The organism is Acidobacteriota bacterium (genome assembly GCA_009861545.1).
Classification (GTDB): Bacteria; Acidobacteriota; Vicinamibacteria; order Vicinamibacterales; family UBA8438; genus WTFV01.
In genome coordinates this window covers 1-18,637 of the sequence record VXME01000147.1, presented here as the reverse complement: position 1 = coordinate 18,637, position 18,637 = coordinate 1, and the positions used below count along the sequence as shown (strand labels likewise).

Here is an 18,637-nt window from a genome sequence, read left to right as displayed (position 1 = left end):
GCCAGCAGCAGCGGTACCGTCCGCCAATCCGTTCGCATTCGGGTCTTCCTCCACGCGGTTGCTGAACCTGCAGTACGTAGTGCCGCCGGGGTTGAAGGGCGCCGCTCGAAGCACCGCCGGGACCGCCGGACCGCTCTAGTTGGCGTGGCGGGCCAGTGTCTGACGCCAGAGCCCCACGGGCTCGCGGGAGCTGCCGGCGTTCTCGAAGACAAGCGGACGTGTCTCGAGGCGCGAGCCGTAGAAGCGCTCGTTCGCGTCCACGTCCTGGCGGATGGTGCTGCCGTTGATCGTGATGCCGGCGAACACGCCCCGCGCCCGCGAGTAGCTGAGGATCTGGGCGCTCAACTGGAGGTCGGTCGCCGCCGCGGCGTTGCGGCCCACCGGGCCGGCGGCCAAGCCGGCGTCGACGCCGATGGAGAACTGGTTGCTGACGAGGTTGTCGAGCCCCTCGGGGACCATGATGACCAGGATGATGTCGCTGCGCTGGACGCCGATCTGCAGCCCGAAGCTGCCGCCCGTGAGGGTGAGGAAGGCCGGGGCCGACCAACTGTCGCCGCTGCGTGCGCTCAGGACGCCCCTGCCGCGCATGCCGCCGAAGCCGAAACCGGCGCGCGTGGTTCCGGGAAACACCGCAATTCCCTGGGCGCGCTCCAGGATGGCGTCGGGGATGGCGCTGTCGTCGGCGGCCATGATCGCGTCGAGCACATCGGCCGAACGCGTTATGCGCTCGGACTCTTCCGCGCCCCCGTCCTGGGCAGCCGGACGGGACGTGATCGGCAGCAGTCCCCCACAGTCGTCTACCTGGCCGTACGCGGATGTAGTGCAAACCGACACGACCGCCAACAGGATTGTCATCGTAGTTCTCATTGTTCTCCGCCACCTCATGGTGTTCAGTTGACCCAGGGCCGCCGCCGAATCGCCGGCCAAGGGTGCGCACCCCGACACGTCTTCCATCACCTGCCTCGGACCACTGGCCGGCAGGACGATTCCGGCCTCGCTTCGGCCTCGTGGTGCGCCTCAAGCGTCCGTTCCAATAACTTCAAGGCGTCAGTGAATCGAAAACCGAACATCCGAACGCGCAGGAATCGTCGGTTAACGGACGGGAGGAGCGGGGAACGTGCGGGAGTTGCTGATTGCGGGCGCACCGGCGGACGGCGGTTCTGAACTGCCTCTATCCCTTCTCACGGCGTGTGTGGCGCCGACGATGCGCGTGAACCGCCCCGGCGAACTCGCGCGCCGTCGCCGGCCGCGCCAACCGGGGAGCCGACAACATCGCCACCGTCCAGTCGGTCACAGCCGACGGCGATTCGTCGCTCGCCGCCGGCCGGCCGGGGCGGGCGGGGCGTTGCCGCCGAATCCTGTTCGCCACCTCGCCGGGGTCCCCGCCGGCGAAGGGATGTTCACCCGTCGCCATCTCGTGCAGCACCACGCACAACGACCACACGTCGTCGGCCTCGTCGGCCGGTCGTCCGGCGAGGACCTCGGGCGACAGATAACGCAACGTCCCGCCCGCGGCGTCGGCGTCGGCGCTCGCGCGCGCCAGGCCGAAGTCGAGCAGCTTCGGCGAGCCGCTCGCCGTGAATCCAATGTTGCTCGGCTTGACGTCGCCGTGCACGTAGCCCGCCTCGTGCAGAGCCGCCAGCGCGTCGGCCAGCAGCGTGGTCATCGAGAGCGCCTCGTCCGGCGGCACGCGCTCGCGGTCGAGCCGGTCGGTGAGCGTGCCGCCCCCAACGAACTCGACTACCAGGAACGGGCGGCTGCGCCATGACTCGATACCGTGGACCTGGGCCACCGCCGGATGCGACACCGTCGCCATCGCCCACGCTTCCGGCTTGAGCCCCTGTAGGCGCGAGGCCGACATGTCGGCCAGCGTCTTGATCGCCACGTCACGGTCGAGCCGCAGATCGCGCGCCAGGTACACCGTTCCCATGCCCCCGCTGCCCAGCCGCCGCGTCAGCCTGTACTTGCCGGCGAGCAGCTTCGGGACGTCCGCCTCGACGTATTCCGTCCCGCAGTCGCACGGGAGCGCCTCGCCGGCTCCCCGCAGGCAGCGGCACACGGGGCACTCCTGCGCCGGCGGCTCTTCGCGCCGCACCTGCTCCCCCGGACCGTGCGCGACCGCCAGGCTCCCGACCGCCAGCCCCGCCGCCGCCGCCACCGCCTCGAGAAACGGGACGTCGACCAGACGCACAGGCCGGCTGTCGAAGCGGAGGCCAACCACCAGCACGCCGAGCAACTCCGCGCCCGCGCTGGGCACCGGTACCAGCACGTCGGCGTCCGCTTCGACGACCCACGCCGCGTCGGCTGCGGGCAGCAGGCCGAAGAACGACGTCGTGTCGCTGGGATGGACCCGCAACGAGCCGCCCGCCGCTTCGAGGACGCTGACGACCACGGAGGCTCGCGGCAGCGGCGCGGTCCTCGTGTCCGGCGCGCGGAAGTCATGTGCTTCCGCCAGCGGGTCGGGGGCGACCAGCAGGATGGCGGGAGAGCCGCATCCATGCCAGACCGTCCGCTTCACGGTCCGTTGGATCGTAGCGAGCCGTCCGGCTCGCGCCAGCGCTCTTCCCGCGGCGGCCAACGCCTTCCGCTGCTCCACGGTTTCCGGGTAGATCCAGGCATCGAGCCGGACCAGCAGCCGCTCGCGACGCAGCACCAGCAGCAGCAGAATGCCCGTTGCCGCGGCGAGCGCCTGCGCCAGCGGATCCGCGACGACCGCGCCCACTGTCCGCTCGGGACGGCTGGCCAGCAGCCAGACCAGCATCAGCGACGACACGGCGGCCAGTCCCCCCAGGACGCGTCCCCGCGCCAGCAGCCGCATGCAGAATGCGCGCACGACCTCGCGCGCGTGCGGAATCCGAGACGCGAGCACCGCGTACCACAGCAGCACGATCCCGGGAAACCGCAGCAGCTCGACCACCACTACGGCGGGAGTCCATCGGTAGTTGGACAGCCAACTGCCCGCCGAAAACGCCTCGACCAGGGCGTAACCGGCGGTCGCTCCGGACCAGATCAGGAACCCGACCGCGAACAGGACGACGCGTCTGATTTCGTCGGCTGCCGCCGTGCGCGCACGCAGCAGCAGCACGCTGACCGCTCCCAGCCGGAGTAGTTCCAGAAGGGCGAGGTGCGCATCGAAGCACACCCAGAAGACCGCCTCGGACAGATAGCCCGCGCGCGCGACCTCCAGCACCGTCACCAACACCATCCACATGACGCAGCCGAGTGCCGCACTGACCACGACCATCCGACGCGCGAAGTCGTCGAGTCGAGTGGCCCGCTGCGCACGAGGACACTCCCGCACGAACGCCCACAGGAACGCAGGCGCGAACAGGAACGGGTACACATAGGGGTAACCGAACAGGTCGGCCTGCGGAACATCCCGTAGCGACGCCAGCATCGGAAACGGATTCGCGAGCGTCGCATTGACGATGAAGTACGCGCCGAGCAACCAGTTGCGCCGATCGCGGTGGCCCCCGAACAGAAACAGGGCCGCACTCAAGCTGGACCCGATCAGCAAGGTCGCCAGATAGACGGCAAGGTCCCCGAACTCCCGATGGTAGGGTTCCCAGGCCCAGGGCAGCAGGAGCAACGTTGCCGCCGCCTGGATCGCGGCGAAGCCGACCAGCGCCTGGACGGCGCGCCGCGCAAAGAGGCCGGCACCGATGGCGGCGAGCGGCGCCGCCGGGCCCGGCGGCGTGCTCGCCGATGCGCGGAAGCAGGAAGCGATGCGTGCGATCAGGCGCAGATTGTCGAGCAGGTGCCGATTGGACGGGGTCGCCAGACGCGCGCACCGCTCCCAATCCACATCCTGCCGCAGCGTCAGCGCGTCGGCCACCTCTGCGACGAGACTGTCCCGATCATCGTCACCCGTGCTGGGCATGCGAGTCCGAGCCTGACCACGACCGCCGCGGCGCGCGCCTTCACGCCCGGCGTGAATTCCCTGCTACCGATCTATTGGCGTTCACGAGGCCGGATCCGAACACTCGAATGGCGGGATGGGCGACGCGCCGTCGACGACGATACGTCAGCGACGGTTGCCGGCGCCCGCGATGGCGTCGCTCAACCGCATCAGCGCCCGGCGCAGCGCCATGCGCGCCGCGTCCGGACTCGACAGGCGTTCGACCAGAGCGAGTTGCCGGAAGTTGTACCCGAGCTCGGTACGACCCACGATCAGCCGCCGGTCACGAGGCCGCAGATGCCGCAGGCCGTCCAGATAGTGCTGCCAGTTCTCATCATCGACCAACTGCCGATGTTGGGGCGCCGACGCGTCGCTGAGCTCGACGTGCTCGGCCGGCGCATCGGTGTTCCGGCGCCGCGCGGCGCGCCGCAACTGGTCCCGGATCCGGTTCTCGATGGCCCGCCGCAAGCAGAGCCGCATCGCACCAGACTGTTTCGACTTGAACTGGTCGAGCCGCGCGAACTGCTCCCGCAGGGTGTCCTGGACCAGATCGCTCGTGTCGACGGCCCCGCGCACCCATGGCGGCAGCCGACCGCGCGCCCAACGCCGCAGCCACGACCCGTAGCGCGCAAACAGCACCTCGGCCGCCGGCCGGCTGCCTCCTCGAGCCCGCGCGAGGAGGCGGTCCGAGCTGGTGCCACGGGGAGCGCCTGGACCGGCGGATTCTCGGGAGAACACAGACAACAGTTTGCGTACGACCGCGCAATGATAGTCGGATCCCGCCCGCGGCGGCGTCCCTGCCGGGGTGCAGGAACTCGTCCAGGGGCCCCGCCCTGTCCTGCGCCACTGCCACGCGCGGCGTGACAAGCATGCTCAGCGTCGGTCCTCCGACCATCTCCCGGCAGCGCAACATCATCGTTCCAATCCCCGGAGAAGCGAGTACACGATGACGTGCAGCGCATCGATCTCGTTGTGCTTCACGAAACGCGCCCGGCGGCCCGGATTGTACGCCTGGAAAATGTAACCGCGGGGAACCGCGCGGGCCAACCGGACCAGGTGTTCTCCGCGCGCGAGGTGCGCGTACACCTCATCGCCGTCCTGCACGTCCTGCGCAGGCGACACCAGCGCGACCATCTTCGGCCGGTACGCCGGGCACATCGCGTCGCCGCGGATCTGGACCCCGTAGGCGTGCGGGTCGCCAAGGTCCGCCGGGCGAGGTACCCAGCCCAACACCGCAGGCCGCTCCTCTCCGTGCGCGTTCCGCGCGACGGCACCCGGAGGTGCATCGCCCTCGCCGACCACCGCGACATCGGGCCAGTTGCCGGCCGCGTATGCGGCATCCGCGACACCCGCCAGCAACTGGTCGTAGTCCGCATCGACACCGGCAAGAAGGTCGTCCACCGAGCAGTGGAACACTGTGGCAAGCTTGATGAGACTCTGGATCGAGATGACCGCGTAGCGGTCGTGCTCCCAGTCCGCGACTTGGCTCGGCGCGACGCCGAGCCGCTCGGCCAGCTTCTTTTGCGATCGCGGTCCCACCACCGACCGCAACCGCCTGATGTTCGTCCCCAGCGTCATGTGCAGAAACGTCTGGTGGTCAGCTCGACACCTGGTGCCGGTAAAGCGGCCGCAGGCCCACGGCGGTTCCGCGCGGATGCCGGCTAAATCTGGCGCGAGACGACTGACCGAGAAGCCCTCGAACCAGTCATGCATATAAGGGCGTTTCGGAATGCGGAACCGAACGGCGAGTCACAGGAAGGCGAGGCGCACGACTGCTGGACGACGACGGAAGGCGTCCGTCGCTCCAGCCCCCGCAAGCGCCGTGGCTTGTCACCGCCGGGACGCAACAACGGGTGGCCGCCGCCCGAGGACGAGCTGGCGCTGGAGCGAGGGTAAAGTGCGAGTGGCCGGATTGTCGCGAGAGTCCACATCGGACGGCCTGCGGACTTCAGGGCGGGACGAGGGTTGCTACGATGACGATATTGGCCTTGGGACTGCCTTCGAAGCGGGGAGGCGACCGTGCACGGCATGATCGAGTGGTTCGCCCGCAACGGCGTCGCCGCCAACCTGATGATGGTGTTCATCGTGGCCAGCGGACTCCTCGCGGCAACGAGCGCCAACGAAGAAGTGTTTCCGGAGATGGAGCTCGACCGGATCAGTGTCGAGGTGCCATATCTCGGCGCCGCCCCCGAAGAGGTCGAGTCGGCGGTGAACGTCCGCATCGAGGAGGCGATCGAGGGCATCGACGGCATCAAGCAGGTCCGCTCGACGGCGTACGAGGGGGCCGGTTCAGTGACGATCGAGCTCGACCTCGGGGCCGACGCCCGCCGCGTCGTCGACGAGGTGAAGAACAACGTCGACGCCATCACCACCTTCCCGCTCGAGACCGAGACGCCGATCATCCGCGAGCTGACGAACCGGTTGCAGGTCGTCGACATCGCGGTCTCCGGGGACATGGACCCGTTCACGCTGAAGCAGGTCACCGAGCGGGTACGGGATGAGCTGACGGCGATTCCGGGCATCACGCAGGTCGACATCGTGAGTGCGCCGCCGTACGAGATCTCGATCGAGGTCTCGGAGAACGACCTTCGACGATACGAGCTGACGTTCGACCAGGTGGCAGATGCCGTGCGCCGCTCGTCGCTCGACCTGCCGGGCGGGTCGGTGCGGACGGACGGGGGCGAGATCCTGCTGCGCACCATCGGGCAGGCGTACCGCGGGGCCGAGTTCGAGGATCTGGTCCTGTGGACGCGACCCGACGGCAGCCGCCTGCGTCTGGGCGACGTGGCGGCCGTCGTCGACGGCTTCGAGGAAACCGACCAGTACGCCCGTTTCGACTTCGAGCCGACGATGCTGGTCTCCGTCTTCCGCACGGGGGACCAGAGCGCGGTCGAGATCGCCGAGCTCGCCACGCGGTACGTCGAGGGAGCCCGGGCGCGCCTGCCCGAGGGCGTGACGCTCACCGTGTGGCAGAACGATGCAGAGTCGTTGAACAACCAACTCTCGCTGATGCTGCGCAACGGCGTTGCCGGGTTCGCGCTGGTGTTCCTGGTGCTGGCGCTGTTCCTGGAGCTGCGTCTGGCGTTCTGGGTGAGCCTCGGGATCCCCATCTCGTTCTTCGGGGCCCTCGCGCTGATGCCGGGCGTCGACGTCTCCATCAACGTGCTGACGCTGTTCGGCTTCGTCCTGGTGCTCGGCATCGTGGTCGACGACGCCATCATCGTGGGGGAGAACATCTACCGGCACCAGGAGGAGCACGGCGACGGGATGCGCGGATCCATCGAGGGGGCGTACGAGATCGCGAAACCGGTCACGTTCGCGGTCCTGACGACGGTGGCCGCGTTCAGTCCGCTGCTGTTCGTGCCCGGGGTGCTGGGCAAGGTGTTCCGGGTGATTCCGCTGGTCGTCATCGCGTGCCTGCTGTTCTCGCTGCTCGAGTCGTTGAACATCCTGCCGGCCCACCTGTCGCACATCCCGAAGCGCGTCCGCCCGGGACCGTGGCGGCGCTTTCAGCGGGTCTTCGCGAACGGCTTGACGCGCATCGCGCATCGCGTCTACAGCCCGTTGCTCGAGGCGGCGCTGCGGTGGCGGTACGTGACCGCGGCGGTGGGGTTGGGGGTGATGATCGTCACCATCGGGATGGTGCTGTCGGGGCTTCCCGGCTTCCGCTTCATGCCCTCGATCGAGGCCAACGTCATCTCCGCCTCGGTGACGATGCCGCAGGGCGCGCCGGTCGAGGCGACGGCGGCGGCGGTCGCGAAGCTCGAGGCGGGCGCGGCGCGGCTCCGCCGGCAACTGCTCGCAGAAACCGGCCGGGACTACTTCCGGCACGTGCTCGCGGCGGTCGGCGACAGACCGATGGCGGCGCGCGGGGGCGGTCCCACGGGTCCCGCGGTCGGGAGCTTCACGTCGCCGAACACGGGCGAGGTGGCGATAGAGCTGCTCTCCTCGGAAGATCGCGCCTACAGCAGCGAGGAGCTCGGCCTGCTGTGGCGCGAGGCGACGGCGCCGATCCCGGAAGCGGTCGAGGTCGACTTCGCGCTGAGCACCCTGAGCGCGGGCAGCGACGTCGACGTGCAGCTCGCCGGCCCGGACGTCGACGTGCTGCGGGCCGCAGCAGAAGAGGTGAAGCAGCGTCTCCAAGGCTACGCCGGCGTCTACGAGGTGACCGACTCGTTTCGCGCCGGCAAGCAGGAGATGAAGCTCGGCATCAAGCCGGCCGCCGAGACCGTCGGCCTCACCCTGGAGAGCCTCGGGCGCCAGGTGCGCCAGGCGTTCTACGGCGAGGAGGCGCAGCGCATCCAGCGGGGTCGCGACGACGTACGCGTCATGGTCCGCTATCCGCGCGACGAGCGCCGGTCGCTCGGCGACCTCGAGAACATGCGCATCCGCACGCCGGACGGCGGCCAGGTCCCCTTCAGCCAGGTCGCGGTGGTCGAGCCCGGACGCGGGTTCGCGTCGATCCGGCGCGTGGACCGGAACCGAACCGTCAACGTCACCGCCTCGATCGACCCGGGCGCGACGTCGGCCGACGCCGTCATCGCCGACCTGAACGCGCGCATTCTTCCCGAGGTGCTGGTCCGCTACCCGGGCGTGTTCTACTCGTTCGAGGGGGCGATGGCCGAGCAGCGCGACGCCCTCGGCGGGCTGCAGCGCGGCTTCACGCTGGCGCTGCTGCTGATCTTCGCGTTGCTGGCGGTGCCGCTGCGGTCCTACGTGCAGCCACTGATCATCATGAGCGCCATCCCGTTCGGGCTCATCGGCGCGGTCTGGGGCCACGTCTTCCTGGGGCTGAACGTGTCGATCATGTCGATGTTCGGGCTGGTCGCGCTGACCGGGGTGGTGGTCAACGACAGCCTGATCATGGTCGACTTCATCAACCGGGCGCGAGGCGTGCACGCCGACGTCGGACGCCTGACGCGGCAGGCCGGGGGCATCCCGACCGACCGGCGGGACTTCGAGACGGCCGGCTTGGCGCTAGCCGTGCGCGAGGCCGGCGTCTACCGCTTCCGGCCCATCCTGCTGACGTCGCTCACGACCTTCTTCGGCCTTGCGCCGCTGATGTGGAACAGGAGCCTCGACGCCGCCTTCATGGTGCCGATGGCGGTCTCGCTCGGCTTCGGGGTGCTGTTCGCGACCGCCATCACGCTGCTGCTGGTGCCGACGGCGTACATGATCCTCGACGACGTCGGCCGGACGATGCGGCGGATCTTCGGGGGCTACAGCTCGGCGGCGGTGCCGGCGCCCGGGGGAAGTGCGGCCACGCTGTAGGCAGCCGTCAATAGTTCCCTGGCCGCGTCGACCCCATGGACATCGCCATTGCCGTACAAGACGTCGCCTGGATCGCCCTGGCGTTCGCGCTGGGCCTGTTGTCCAGGACAGTCGGGCTGCCGCCGCTGGTCGGCTTCCTGGCCGCGGGCTTCCTGCTCAACCTGCATGGAACCGCCGGCGGGGAGATGCTGCAGAAGCTCTCCGACCTCGGCATAACCCTCTTGCTCTTCCTCGTCGGCCTGAAGCTCGACTTGAGGACCATCGCGCGTCCGCACGTCTGGGCCGTTGCCAGCCTGCACATGTCGATTGTCGTTCTGGTGCTCGGAGCGGCCATCCATGTGCCGGCGCTTCTGGGCGTCTCCTTCCTGACCGGCATCGGCTTCTCTCAGGCCCTGCTGGTCGCTTTTGCGTTGAGCTTCTCCAGCACGGTCTTCGTCGTCAAGGTGCTCGAAGAGAGAGGAGAGACGGCTTCGCTGCACGGTCGCATAGCCGTGGGCATCCTCATCGTGCAGGATCTGGCGGCCGTTATCTTTCTGGCTCTCGCGGCGGGTGAGTTGCCGACCGTCCGGGCACTGCTGTTGCTGATTCTCATTCCGCTGCGGCCGCTGCTGGCCCTGGTCCTGCAGCGCGTCGGCCATGGCGAGCTCCTCGTCCTCTATGGCTTTCTGCTCGCGCTGGGCGGAGCGGAAGCATTCGAGCTGGCGGGCCTGAAGGGCGACCTGGGCGCTCTCGTCGTCGGCGTTCTCATCGCCAGCCACGACAAGGCCGACGAGCTGGCGAAGACCATGCTCGGCTTCAAGGACCTGTTCCTGGTCGGCTTCTTCCTCTCCATCGGCGTGTCCGGGCCATTGACGACGGAGGTGGTTCTCATCGGTGCGGCCATCACGCCGTTCGTGTTCTTCAAGTCGGCTCTCTTCCTGGGTCTGCTGGCGAGTTTCCGGCTGCGGGCCCGCACGTCGCTGCTGGCGTCGTTGAACCTGACCAACTACAGCGAGTTCGGGCTCATCGTCGCCGCCGTGGGCGTTGCCAACGGATGGATCGACGGTCTCTGGCTGAGCGTCATCGCCGTCGCGCTCTCCCTCTCCTGCGGCGTCGCCGCGGCGGTCGATGCGGTCGCCGATCGGGTCTACACGAGATATCGGGCAACGTGGCGCCGCCTGGAGCGAAGGGAGCGTCTCGCCGACGACCGGCTGCTCGACACCGGCGGGGTGACGATCCTCGTTCTGGGGATGGGCCGCATCGGCGCCGGGGCCTACGAAGCCATGCGTCGAGGGTACGGCGAAACGGTCGTCGGGGTGGACATCGATCCACGAACGGTAGCGAACCATCGGTCAGCGGGGTTCAATGTGCTGCTCGGCGATCCGAGCGACGCGGACTTCTGGGACCGCATTGACGACACGAACACCGTCGAGCTAGTCATGTTGGCGCTGCCGAACCTGACCGCAAGCCTCGCCGTTCTCGACCAGCTCAGGGCCGTTTCGTTCAGCGGCAGGGTTGCCGCCACGGCCAGGTTCCACGATGAGATCGAGCCGCTCGAGCGGGCGGGTGTGTCGGTCGTTTTCGACGTCTACGAAAAGGCCGGCTCCGGTTTCGCCGCCCACGTGGCCACACAAGACACGACGCCGCTGATCCCGCCACGAGGAATCGATTGACTCTGTGCTTTGGGGGTGCGTCCGCCCGCGAACGATGATCGGGGTGTTGCGCACGTCGTCCGTAGCGTGATCGTCGCCTGCCTCATCGTGATCTGATGAGAGGCGAACCCGTCCGGCGCGGGTGGCGCGCGCGGCGGTGACGTTGTCGGCGCCTCTGGCGTTCGACTGGTTTGTAAGGAGTCTTCATCGCCTGCTGGCTCTCCAGCGCCGTTCACGCGCAGAGGTTCGCGCGCGTTGAGACGCAGGGCCGCTTCAACCGGATCCAGGTCATCATCGCCGTAGCGGACCTCAACGGGGACGGCCGCGACGACATCATCGCCGGCGGTCAGCCCAACGACGGGAGCGAAACGGTCGAAGACCGGTTGGACAAGCCGCCGGTACAGGTGTTCCTCGGGACCCGTGATGGACGGCTCCGGCTGGCGCCAGCGGAGATGCTCCCGTCGATCCGGGCACGTACCCCGGTCGCGGGCACGGACAACTTCAATGGCGATGGCCGTCTCGACTTCGCGGTGTTCGACGCCGGCGTCTACGTTATAGGCGCAGAGCAGCCGGTACGACAACCCGCCGCGCCAAGATGGCTGGGATCAGTTCGCCGGTGCCCGAAACGACGCCGGCCTTGAGCGGCGGTTGTCTCCGGCGCCGCCGTCGAGCCGCGCGTCGCGTCCGCTGCCGGTCTGGAGTGAAGTGCACCGCGAGCTGAGACGCAAGCTGCGACGCAAGAGCGTCACGCTGGCGTTGCTGTGTGAGGAATACAAGGCTCTCCACCCCGACGGGCTGCAATACAGACTGGTTCTGCGACCAGTACCGCGCCTGGGCCGCGGAAGGTCGACCTGGTGATGCGCCAGGAGCACCGCGCCGGCGAAAGCTGTTCATCGACTATGCCGGGCAGACGGTGCCGGTCGTCGATCGCGAGACCGGCGAAGAGCGGGACGCGCAGGTCCTCGTGGCCGTGCTCGGGGCCTCGAGCTACGCCTTCGCCGCGAGGCGACCTGGACGCAGACCCTGCCTGACTGAACGGCCTCGCACGTGCGCGCCTTTAAAGTCAGGCTACGCAACTCGGGTAGAATCTGTCCGCTCAAAGCGTCGCCTGAGATCCAGCCACTCACGAACCTGCAGCACTGGCCACAAATCACGCCATCCTCATGAGCGCGAGTGCCGGTGTTCACCGTCTCGAAACCGGAGGAACGTTGCTCCGCGTGTTTTCGATGGCGCGCAGTTCGGGGAGGACTCCGTACTCCCTCGATTCGTCCTGCGGAGGTCCGGGAGACCCGTCGTGGCATTCCGGATGTCGCCGGCCATCGCCCGAGCATGGCCGCGGTTCCAAGCGTAGGGCGGCATCACGTCCTCACCTTGATCAGGAGTCGGCAATGGTCGCTCGGTCCCCACTCGTCGATTCCGTTCATGGCGCGGGTCTCAATCGTCTCGTGGAACCCCCGCGAGGCGAACACGTAATCCAACTGCAGTTGGGCGCCGGCAGGAGAACTCCGGTTGGTATGGTACGTCACAACGTTGTTCGAGTCCGCGGGCAGGTGCTCCGGCGTGGGGTCCGCTCGGCGTCCATTGGGGTATCGTGGCCCCATGTACACCAAGTCGAGCGCCTCCATGCGGTCCCAGACGGTGCGGGCGCGTGCGTACCAGAGCCGGTCCTTACTGCGTTCCTTCCAGCCATAGTCCGCGCCGTAGTCCATATTGAGATCGCCTGCCGCCAGGATGTGATGCGGTATCCGGTCCGCGTTAGCAACGAAGTGCGTCAGATCGGAAATTATCCGATGCGCCGACGCGTCCGCGTGGGCATCCTCCCTCCCAGTGCCCGGGTGCGGCCATCTCCAGGCAGCGTACATCGACACAACGATAAACGGCTTCGAGCCTCCGTCATTCGGGGTGACTTCTGCCGCGGCGATGATCTGGACGTCGCTGACGTTGAGGCTGTCGCCGGACATCGGGTCTGTCGAGAGAATCGGTCTGAACCACTTGATCTTCACCCGATCGGACAGCTTCGCGATCTTCGGCCACCGGTGGTGGTGCCGGAAATCGCTCCTGCGAACGGGCTTTGGCCACAAGCATGGATCCCAGGCGTCCTCGTCCCGTGGCCCGATGTCGACGTGGTCCGCAACGTCGTCCGGTACCCTGCAAGGCTCCTGCAGCAACGCGATGTCTGCTCCCATCCGGACCAGCTCCCGCCAAGATCCGCCCTTGTACTGCATGTTCCAACATACAATCGTCGTCATGCGAACTCCCTTCGGGCTGCTACTGTTCTATCCGATTCCGTACCGACGTCGGCGGTCGTCTCGGCGTTGTCTTCTCGCGCCTAGTCAAGTATCTTCAACACTCTGTGCCCTCCCGATGCTTCCGCAGATGCCGCAGCAGCCGGGTGCGCGGGAGTGTGCGCGCGTACCCGGTCCAATCGACCCCGAACGTGTGCATCAGCCTGCGCCGCCCGCGGACGGCTCTCGCGTCGTCCTGCGCTACGCCCGCCCCCGCGGCCGTACAGGAACCCGAGGGCGACCTGCCCGGGCGCATGACCTTGGTCGCCCGCTCGACGGAACCAGGACACCGCAACGCGGTAGTCCTGTACCACGCCGCGACCGTGCTCGTACCGCTCGCCGAGCTTGGCCTGCGCGTCGGCGTCCCCAGCCTTGGCCAACTCGCGCAGCGCAGCAATGGATAGCGCCTTGACGTCAATCTCCAGATCAGGTCGTGGAGGGTCGGCCGGCACCGGAACCGCTACGCTCACCGCGACCGACGCGCCCCCAGCCAGCGTCCGCGTCAGGTAGTGCTCGCCCACCAGCGAGTGGTAATCGTGCGGGCGCTGCGCAGGTTTGGTCGCCGCCAGCCCCTGCGCACGAACCCGCCGGAACAGAAGACTAATCTCCAGCGGTTGCTCCAACTGCTCCAGCAACGCCGCCGTGTACGGACTGTTCCGACCCCAACCGTCCGCTGCCGTCGTCCTCCTCCGCCGCATACGCCCACCAGCGTCTCATCCCCCAGCAGATCATCGTCCAGGTCACCGAAGCTGCCGCCGCTGACACGTCCGGCTCGCCGCCGTACGCTGCATCGATCTCGCGAGCGGGATGCTACGGCACGCGTCCAGGATCACCAACCGCAACGCCGCGCCCGTGTTCTATACCAACAGGTCGTCGACCGTCACCGTCTCGAAGCGCACGTCGACGTCGCGCTCCAGCCGCGCGTCCACCGGGACGCGGTAGTTGACGCCACCCATCTTGATGCCGTGGCCCGCGCAGAAGACCAGCGAGACATCCGGCTCCGGCGCTCTGTCGCGTGGACGCGCGTAGCGCCTCGGTCAGCTCCAACCGGTCGGCGTCGAGCTCGGTCGTCACCTCGAAGCCGAGCCGCCGCAACGCTGCCGAGATGTCCACCGCGTCGTTGTCCGGGTTCGGCAGCCGCCCGATGTGGGCGTAGGTGCTGCTGCCCACGACCAGGGCCACATGGCCGTCGGCCAGGACGACCGCTGGCGTCGTGAGGACGACCGCCGCCAGCACTGCCACCACGACCGACCTCACGGCATGCATTGCGCTCATCTTCCTGCAGCCTTCACGCGCAGCCGGTGATCGCGGTACGCTTCGCCTCGCCGCCGTTGCGTCTCGGAACTCGGTCGCCGTCACCATCTCTCACATTCATCGCCGCCGACCGATTCCTTCTCCGACGGATGCGGTCGACCTTTTCCTGTGCCGCCATGAGTCCCTGCGCGGCTGCCATACGGTACCCGCGGACGGCCTCCACGCCGCACGCCGCCGCGCCCTTTCTCCAACGGCCTTAGTTTAATGGCGTCGGTGAATCGGAAACCGAACAACCAAACGCGAAGAATTGTTGGTTCCTGGGAGACGGAGTGACCCCAGGCGGGTGTCGAGCGCCACGCGTTTCAACTCCTCCTCCGTCACGCCTCGTCACGTCCCCGCCGCCATCGAATCCAGCCAGCCGAGGCTGTAGCCAGGGCACAGCTATCCACGCCATGTTTCAGCAGAACGCCAACGTGAACGCCCGCATCGACGACGTGCAGTCCAACCGCCGCGTCCGTAACGCTGCCGCACAATCCGCAAGCAGCGGCCGGTCGCGGCGGCGAGACTCTCGTCACGGCAACAGCCCGACGGCGCGGAGCGCCTGGTCGATGGCCCGTTGCGCATTGCCGCCCGGAGCGAGGTCGGCCGCCGACTGGCGGATGACGTCCGCGGCGATCGGCAACGACGCCGCCGCCGGCATCAGGTCCCGCATCGCGCGGAAGAAAATCCGTTCGATCTCCGCCCGATGGCCGCCGCCGACACCCTCCACGGTCGCCCCGGTCGAGCGGTGCGTACCGCCTTCGATGGCCAGATAGAAAGCGTGGCTCAGGAACAGTGAGTTCCAATGGTCGCCCCCGTAGCCGAACCAGTCGGTAGCGCCGTAGTACTGGCCATCGACGAATACGAACCCGGAATAGTCCCAGTAACCCTCCTCGCTCAGGGTAAGGGCGAACTCGTAGCGGTCGCCGTAGGCATCCGGAAAGAAGCCGTCGTCAATCGATCGGGGATCACTGAGAGAACGGAAGGGACCAATCTCGAGTTCGCCGCCTAGCAGGTAGTCGCCCGCAAGATCCTCGTCCTCGTAGTAGAACTCGAGCGACTCGCCGAAGATGTCCGAATAGCTTTCGTGGATGGCGCCGCCGTGACTGGAGGCCAGGAGGAACCGGCCGTCGACGCACCAGGCCGGCACCAGGCCCACGTCGAACCCGTCCGGTGTCATGACCAGCCCTCGGAATCGAGCCGTGGGACACGTGTAGGTATCTCCCTTGTAGTCCGTTAAGCTCTTGGGGCCGAGTCTCGTGCCGACAGGGAGCTGAGTGAAGAGCAGTGGAAACGGGTCGCCGGTGCGGTTGCTCACCGAAAAATGCGTCACCGCGTGCATCATCTCGTGCCCGACGATGTCTGCCGTAACCAAGGCCTGCTCGCTCGACTCGTCGACCAAGCGGCCGTAGTTGAACACACCGGTGCCTTCCGGGCCGTATGGTGGGAGACCGAAGTAGGCAGTCGCATCGGGGTCGTTTACCATGAGCAGGATCCGCCCGTTCGCGCCGTCGACGCCCGCCCAGCCGTGCCTGGCGAAGAGGTAGTCGTAGAACCAGCCGCTGTAGGCATGCGCGTCGACCACCGCCGGGTCGTCCCAGTCGTTGTCCGCGTCGGCCGCGATATCGTCCGACGTCCAGACCCGTTCGCCGGGAGGCAGGTCGTCGACCATGTGCTCTTCGAACAAGCGATCCTCGCGCCGGTTGTTGAAGCGAAGGTCGAGTGTGACGATCTCGGCAGGCCGCATCGCGTCGAACGCTTCGAAGCGGTCGTTCGCAAACGTGGTACTCAGCTTCCTCCGCTTCCCCTGGAAGTTGGTGCCGGCGCCGATCGCCGCCTGCATCATGCGCGCGTGCACGCGGTGCAGGACCCGGCCGTCGCCGGCGTCGACGAAATAGACGAACCCGTCGGACATGGCGACCCGATAAGCCAGCGCGTACGAGCCGTCCGGCAATGGCAGTACGCCCAACGACGGCTCTCCAGCAACGAGACCTGCGCCGAGCATCCGCTCGAGCAGTACGGCGACCTCTGACTCCGACAGCCCCGGCGTCGCAACCACGTCGATTCCCTGGTGCAGCGTGCCGAACAGCGACACGGTGACGCCAGCGCCGTCGAGCTGCCGGGACACGCCGCCGCCATGCACCGGAACGCCCTCGTAGTGCTGCGCGAGGTATTCGTGAGTGCGTCCCTCGACGGACGGGTCGTTCATGCGCGATACGCGGATGAGGTCGCCCGTCCTCATGAGTCCGTCCACCCTCTTGTCCCACTGCCGCAACGTGTCGAGGTCGACGGCGTAACCGGCAGCGATGGTCACGACGCCGGGTTGTTGCGAGGTGACATGCTGCCCGGTGGCGATCAGTGCGGTTCCGGCGAGCACGGAAGTGAGTACGAGTCTCGGAACGATTCTCATGTTGCGTCGGTCTCCAGAGACGTAGCGGTGACGTGTTCCCGGTTGTTTGAACAGTTCGAGGGCTTCGCCAAGGTGTATTCCGGTTGCGAACTCACGCCCTCGTTTCCCGATTCGCGATTGCTGCCGACGAACGACAACCTCGAGCGGCTGGTACGACCGACGCACTGGTCGACACCGAACGGCATCTCAAAGCCCGCATCACCGAGCGGGTTCCGCCTGAGCCTCGGCGCACTGGAGCACGAAACGGTCGACGCCGGCGTGACGCGGTTCGTCTGGCTCCGCATCCCGTCGGATCCCACTCTCTCACCAGTGGCACGAACCTACGCCACCGCCCACGAAGAAGAGTCCGATGCCTGCAACCAAGACCAAGGTACCCACCTTCCTGCTCGGCAAACGGACCCCAGGCTGGATTGACGAACGCCACCGCGGCCCACACGAACGCGACGAGCGAGATCGTCACCAACAGCGCTCGGACAGCAGCAGGCGCCAGCGCCGCGACAAGCAACACGGCGAGAATTCCTACACCTCCTGCGACCAGCGCGATTCGTGCCTGCATTCGCTTACCGTCCATCAATGAGAGGTCCTAACCTGAGCGGACGATTACGTTGGGCAACGGCTGCCGTCGCTCGCGCCGCACGACGTCCGCGGCCGGTGCGGGTTGCCCGGCCGGTCGCGGACCGCACGGCAGCAGCCACCGTCACACTTCTGCCTTCACCGCGTCCTCCTGATCGCTTTCCGGACCAGCCCGACTCCAACCGACGCGCGCCAGTCCGTCCGAACTCATCTATTGAGATAAAGGCGTCCAAGAATTGAAGAGCGAACGGATCGGGCCGAAAAAAGGGCGAGCACGGGCGCTTTTCGCATGCATTGCTGCACCGGGTGCGGATTGGAAACGAGGTCGGCATGCTCGGCTACCCGAACGGCCGGCGCAGGCCGCGCAGACGATCACGCCCGGAGTGGCCCCGGACCGCCAGCTCCCTCTTCAGCGCAGGACGGCGGCGCGGGCTAGACGGCTAGACGGCTAGACCGGACCCGGCCGCGGCACGGTTCGGCCTGCCCAACCACCTTGCCGGCGACGTCCTTGATCGGCCGCAGCAACTCGCTGCCGTCGCCGACGTCACCTATCCCGATACCGGAGACGCGGCCCGAGTGCTCTGCGCGCGGATCCATCGACGAAGGGTTCCGCGTCCTCGACAAGCCGGATGATGTACCCGGTGGCAACGAATGACGGCCTGCGGCTCCCGAGTCTCGGCGGCCGCCCGCGCGGCCCCAGCTCGACGGACCGATCAAGCGCCACCCTTCACGATGTCTTGCAGGCCCAGATCCTTCCGAAATTGACACCCAAAGTGACACCCTACGGAGCGGACGCCCGTGCGATTCCTGACGCCCCTGGAAGCGAGAGTCCGCGAATTCGCCTCCTTGCCCGCGCGCGGGATCTGGTCCGCGTCCTTGTCGACGTGCAACCGCGCGAGCTTGCGAGCTACGCCTTCGAAGGTCCGCTCGTAGGTTACGCCCTGGTGGGCCTCTCGATCCGCAGGCCGTCCGCCCACAGCAGGCGCTCCCGCCCGGTCGCCGTGAACCGGTGCAGCGGCTTGCGGGACGGGACGACCCCTGTCTGGACGATCTCCCGCCAGTGCCACTTCCCGGTGTCCTCGGCGGGATGGCGGATGGCGGCCTCCTCGATGCTCCGGTCGAGGTCGAACAGCTTGTCGACGTCGACCGTGATGAGCTTGCCGAGGCCCTTGAGGCGGGGCACCTGCCATTGGGATGGTTGAACGAGAAGCGGTACGACCAGCCGACGAACGGCCGGCCGCCGCGCGAGATGAGGATCTGCAGGCAGGTGTAGATC

Annotated in this window: 12 protein-coding genes; 4 read left to right on the top strand and 8 right to left on the bottom strand. The window is 67.6% G+C overall.

Annotation, left to right across the window (positions count from 1 at the left end; translation table 11 throughout):
• Nucleotides 1–135: 135 nt before the first annotated feature.
• The 4 genes from F4X11_22815 to F4X11_22800 form a co-directional block, all read right to left on the bottom strand.
• Nucleotides 136–855 (bottom strand): lipid-binding SYLF domain-containing protein, encoded by a 720-nt coding sequence (locus F4X11_22815; GenBank protein MYN67825.1) that lies wholly within the window; start codon nucleotides 853–855, stop codon nucleotides 136–138.
• 316 nt (nucleotides 856–1,171) lie between these two features.
• Complete coding sequence (locus F4X11_22810; GenBank protein ID MYN67824.1) at nucleotides 1,172–3,880, bottom strand: serine/threonine protein kinase; 2,709 nt, start codon at nucleotides 3,878–3,880, stop codon at nucleotides 1,172–1,174.
• Nucleotides 3,881–4,024: 144 nt separating this feature from the next.
• On the bottom strand, nucleotides 4,025–4,765 hold the full coding sequence (locus F4X11_22805) for a sigma-70 family RNA polymerase sigma factor (protein MYN67823.1): 741 nt from the start codon (nucleotides 4,763–4,765) through the stop codon (nucleotides 4,025–4,027).
• A 45-nt stretch (nucleotides 4,766–4,810) separates the two neighbouring features.
• The gene (locus F4X11_22800) at nucleotides 4,811–5,611 is read right to left on the bottom strand and encodes a LexA family transcriptional regulator (protein MYN67822.1); all 801 of its coding nucleotides are present in this window, start codon (nucleotides 5,609–5,611) and stop codon (nucleotides 4,811–4,813) included.
• Between the two features lie 306 nt (nucleotides 5,612–5,917).
• Here F4X11_22800 and F4X11_22795 point away from each other — a divergent pair, with 306 nt between their 5' ends.
• From F4X11_22795 to F4X11_22785, 3 genes are all read left to right on the top strand, one after another.
• Nucleotides 5,918–9,169: an efflux RND transporter permease subunit gene (locus F4X11_22795; protein MYN67821.1), complete on the top strand. Its 3,252-nt coding sequence runs from the start codon at nucleotides 5,918–5,920 to the stop codon at nucleotides 9,167–9,169.
• Nucleotides 9,170–9,204: 35 nt separating this feature from the next.
• On the top strand, nucleotides 9,205–10,821 hold the full coding sequence (locus tag F4X11_22790) for a potassium transporter Kef (GenBank protein ID MYN67820.1): 1,617 nt from the start codon (nucleotides 9,205–9,207) through the stop codon (nucleotides 10,819–10,821).
• A 185-nt stretch (nucleotides 10,822–11,006) separates the two neighbouring features.
• Nucleotides 11,007–11,441 (top strand): VCBS repeat-containing protein, encoded by a 435-nt coding sequence (locus F4X11_22785; protein ID MYN67819.1) that lies wholly within the window; start codon nucleotides 11,007–11,009, stop codon nucleotides 11,439–11,441.
• 717 nt (nucleotides 11,442–12,158) lie between these two features.
• On the opposite strand, the gene F4X11_22780 is transcribed toward F4X11_22785, so the two are convergent.
• The 3 genes from F4X11_22780 to F4X11_22770 form a co-directional block, all read right to left on the bottom strand.
• Entirely contained in the window at nucleotides 12,159–13,025 is an 867-nt protein-coding gene (locus F4X11_22780; GenBank protein ID MYN67818.1) for a hypothetical protein, read from the bottom strand.
• A gap of 104 nt (nucleotides 13,026–13,129) precedes the next feature.
• Nucleotides 13,130–13,783 (bottom strand): hypothetical protein, encoded by a 654-nt coding sequence (locus F4X11_22775; GenBank protein MYN67817.1) that lies wholly within the window; start codon nucleotides 13,781–13,783, stop codon nucleotides 13,130–13,132.
• Between the two features lie 1,127 nt (nucleotides 13,784–14,910).
• Nucleotides 14,911–16,788: a M4 family metallopeptidase gene (locus tag F4X11_22770; protein ID MYN67816.1), complete on the bottom strand. Its 1,878-nt coding sequence runs from the start codon at nucleotides 16,786–16,788 to the stop codon at nucleotides 14,911–14,913.
• A 42-nt stretch (nucleotides 16,789–16,830) separates the two neighbouring features.
• On the opposite strand from F4X11_22770, the gene F4X11_22765 reads away from it, so the two are divergent.
• On the top strand, nucleotides 16,831–17,202 hold the full coding sequence (locus F4X11_22765) for a hypothetical protein (protein MYN67815.1): 372 nt from the start codon (nucleotides 16,831–16,833) through the stop codon (nucleotides 17,200–17,202).
• 1,093 nt (nucleotides 17,203–18,295) lie between these two features.
• Here the strand turns inward: F4X11_22765 and F4X11_22760 are convergent.
• Nucleotides 18,296–18,544, bottom strand: coding sequence for a hypothetical protein (locus F4X11_22760; protein MYN67814.1), 249 nt, complete (start codon nucleotides 18,542–18,544; stop codon nucleotides 18,296–18,298).
• Between the last annotated feature and the right edge of the window lie 93 nt (nucleotides 18,545–18,637).

Coding starts and splice junctions, on each gene's coding strand:
- F4X11_22775 (MYN67817.1), bottom strand. CDS start 13,783: ATGCGGCGGAGGAGGACGACGGCAGCGGACGGTTGGGGTCGGAACAGT.
- F4X11_22790 (MYN67820.1), top strand. CDS start 9,205: ATGGACATCGCCATTGCCGTACAAGACGTCGCCTGGATCGCCCTGGCG.
- F4X11_22770 (MYN67816.1), bottom strand. CDS start 16,788: ATGAGAATCGTTCCGAGACTCGTACTCACTTCCGTGCTCGCCGGAACC.
- F4X11_22810 (MYN67824.1), bottom strand. CDS start 3,880: ATGCCCAGCACGGGTGACGATGATCGGGACAGTCTCGTCGCAGAGGTG.
- F4X11_22780 (MYN67818.1), bottom strand. CDS start 13,025: ATGCAGTACAAGGGCGGATCTTGGCGGGAGCTGGTCCGGATGGGAGCA.
- F4X11_22800 (MYN67822.1), bottom strand. CDS start 5,611: ATGCATGACTGGTTCGAGGGCTTCTCGGTCAGTCGTCTCGCGCCAGAT.
- F4X11_22815 (MYN67825.1), bottom strand. CDS start 855: ATGACAATCCTGTTGGCGGTCGTGTCGGTTTGCACTACATCCGCGTAC.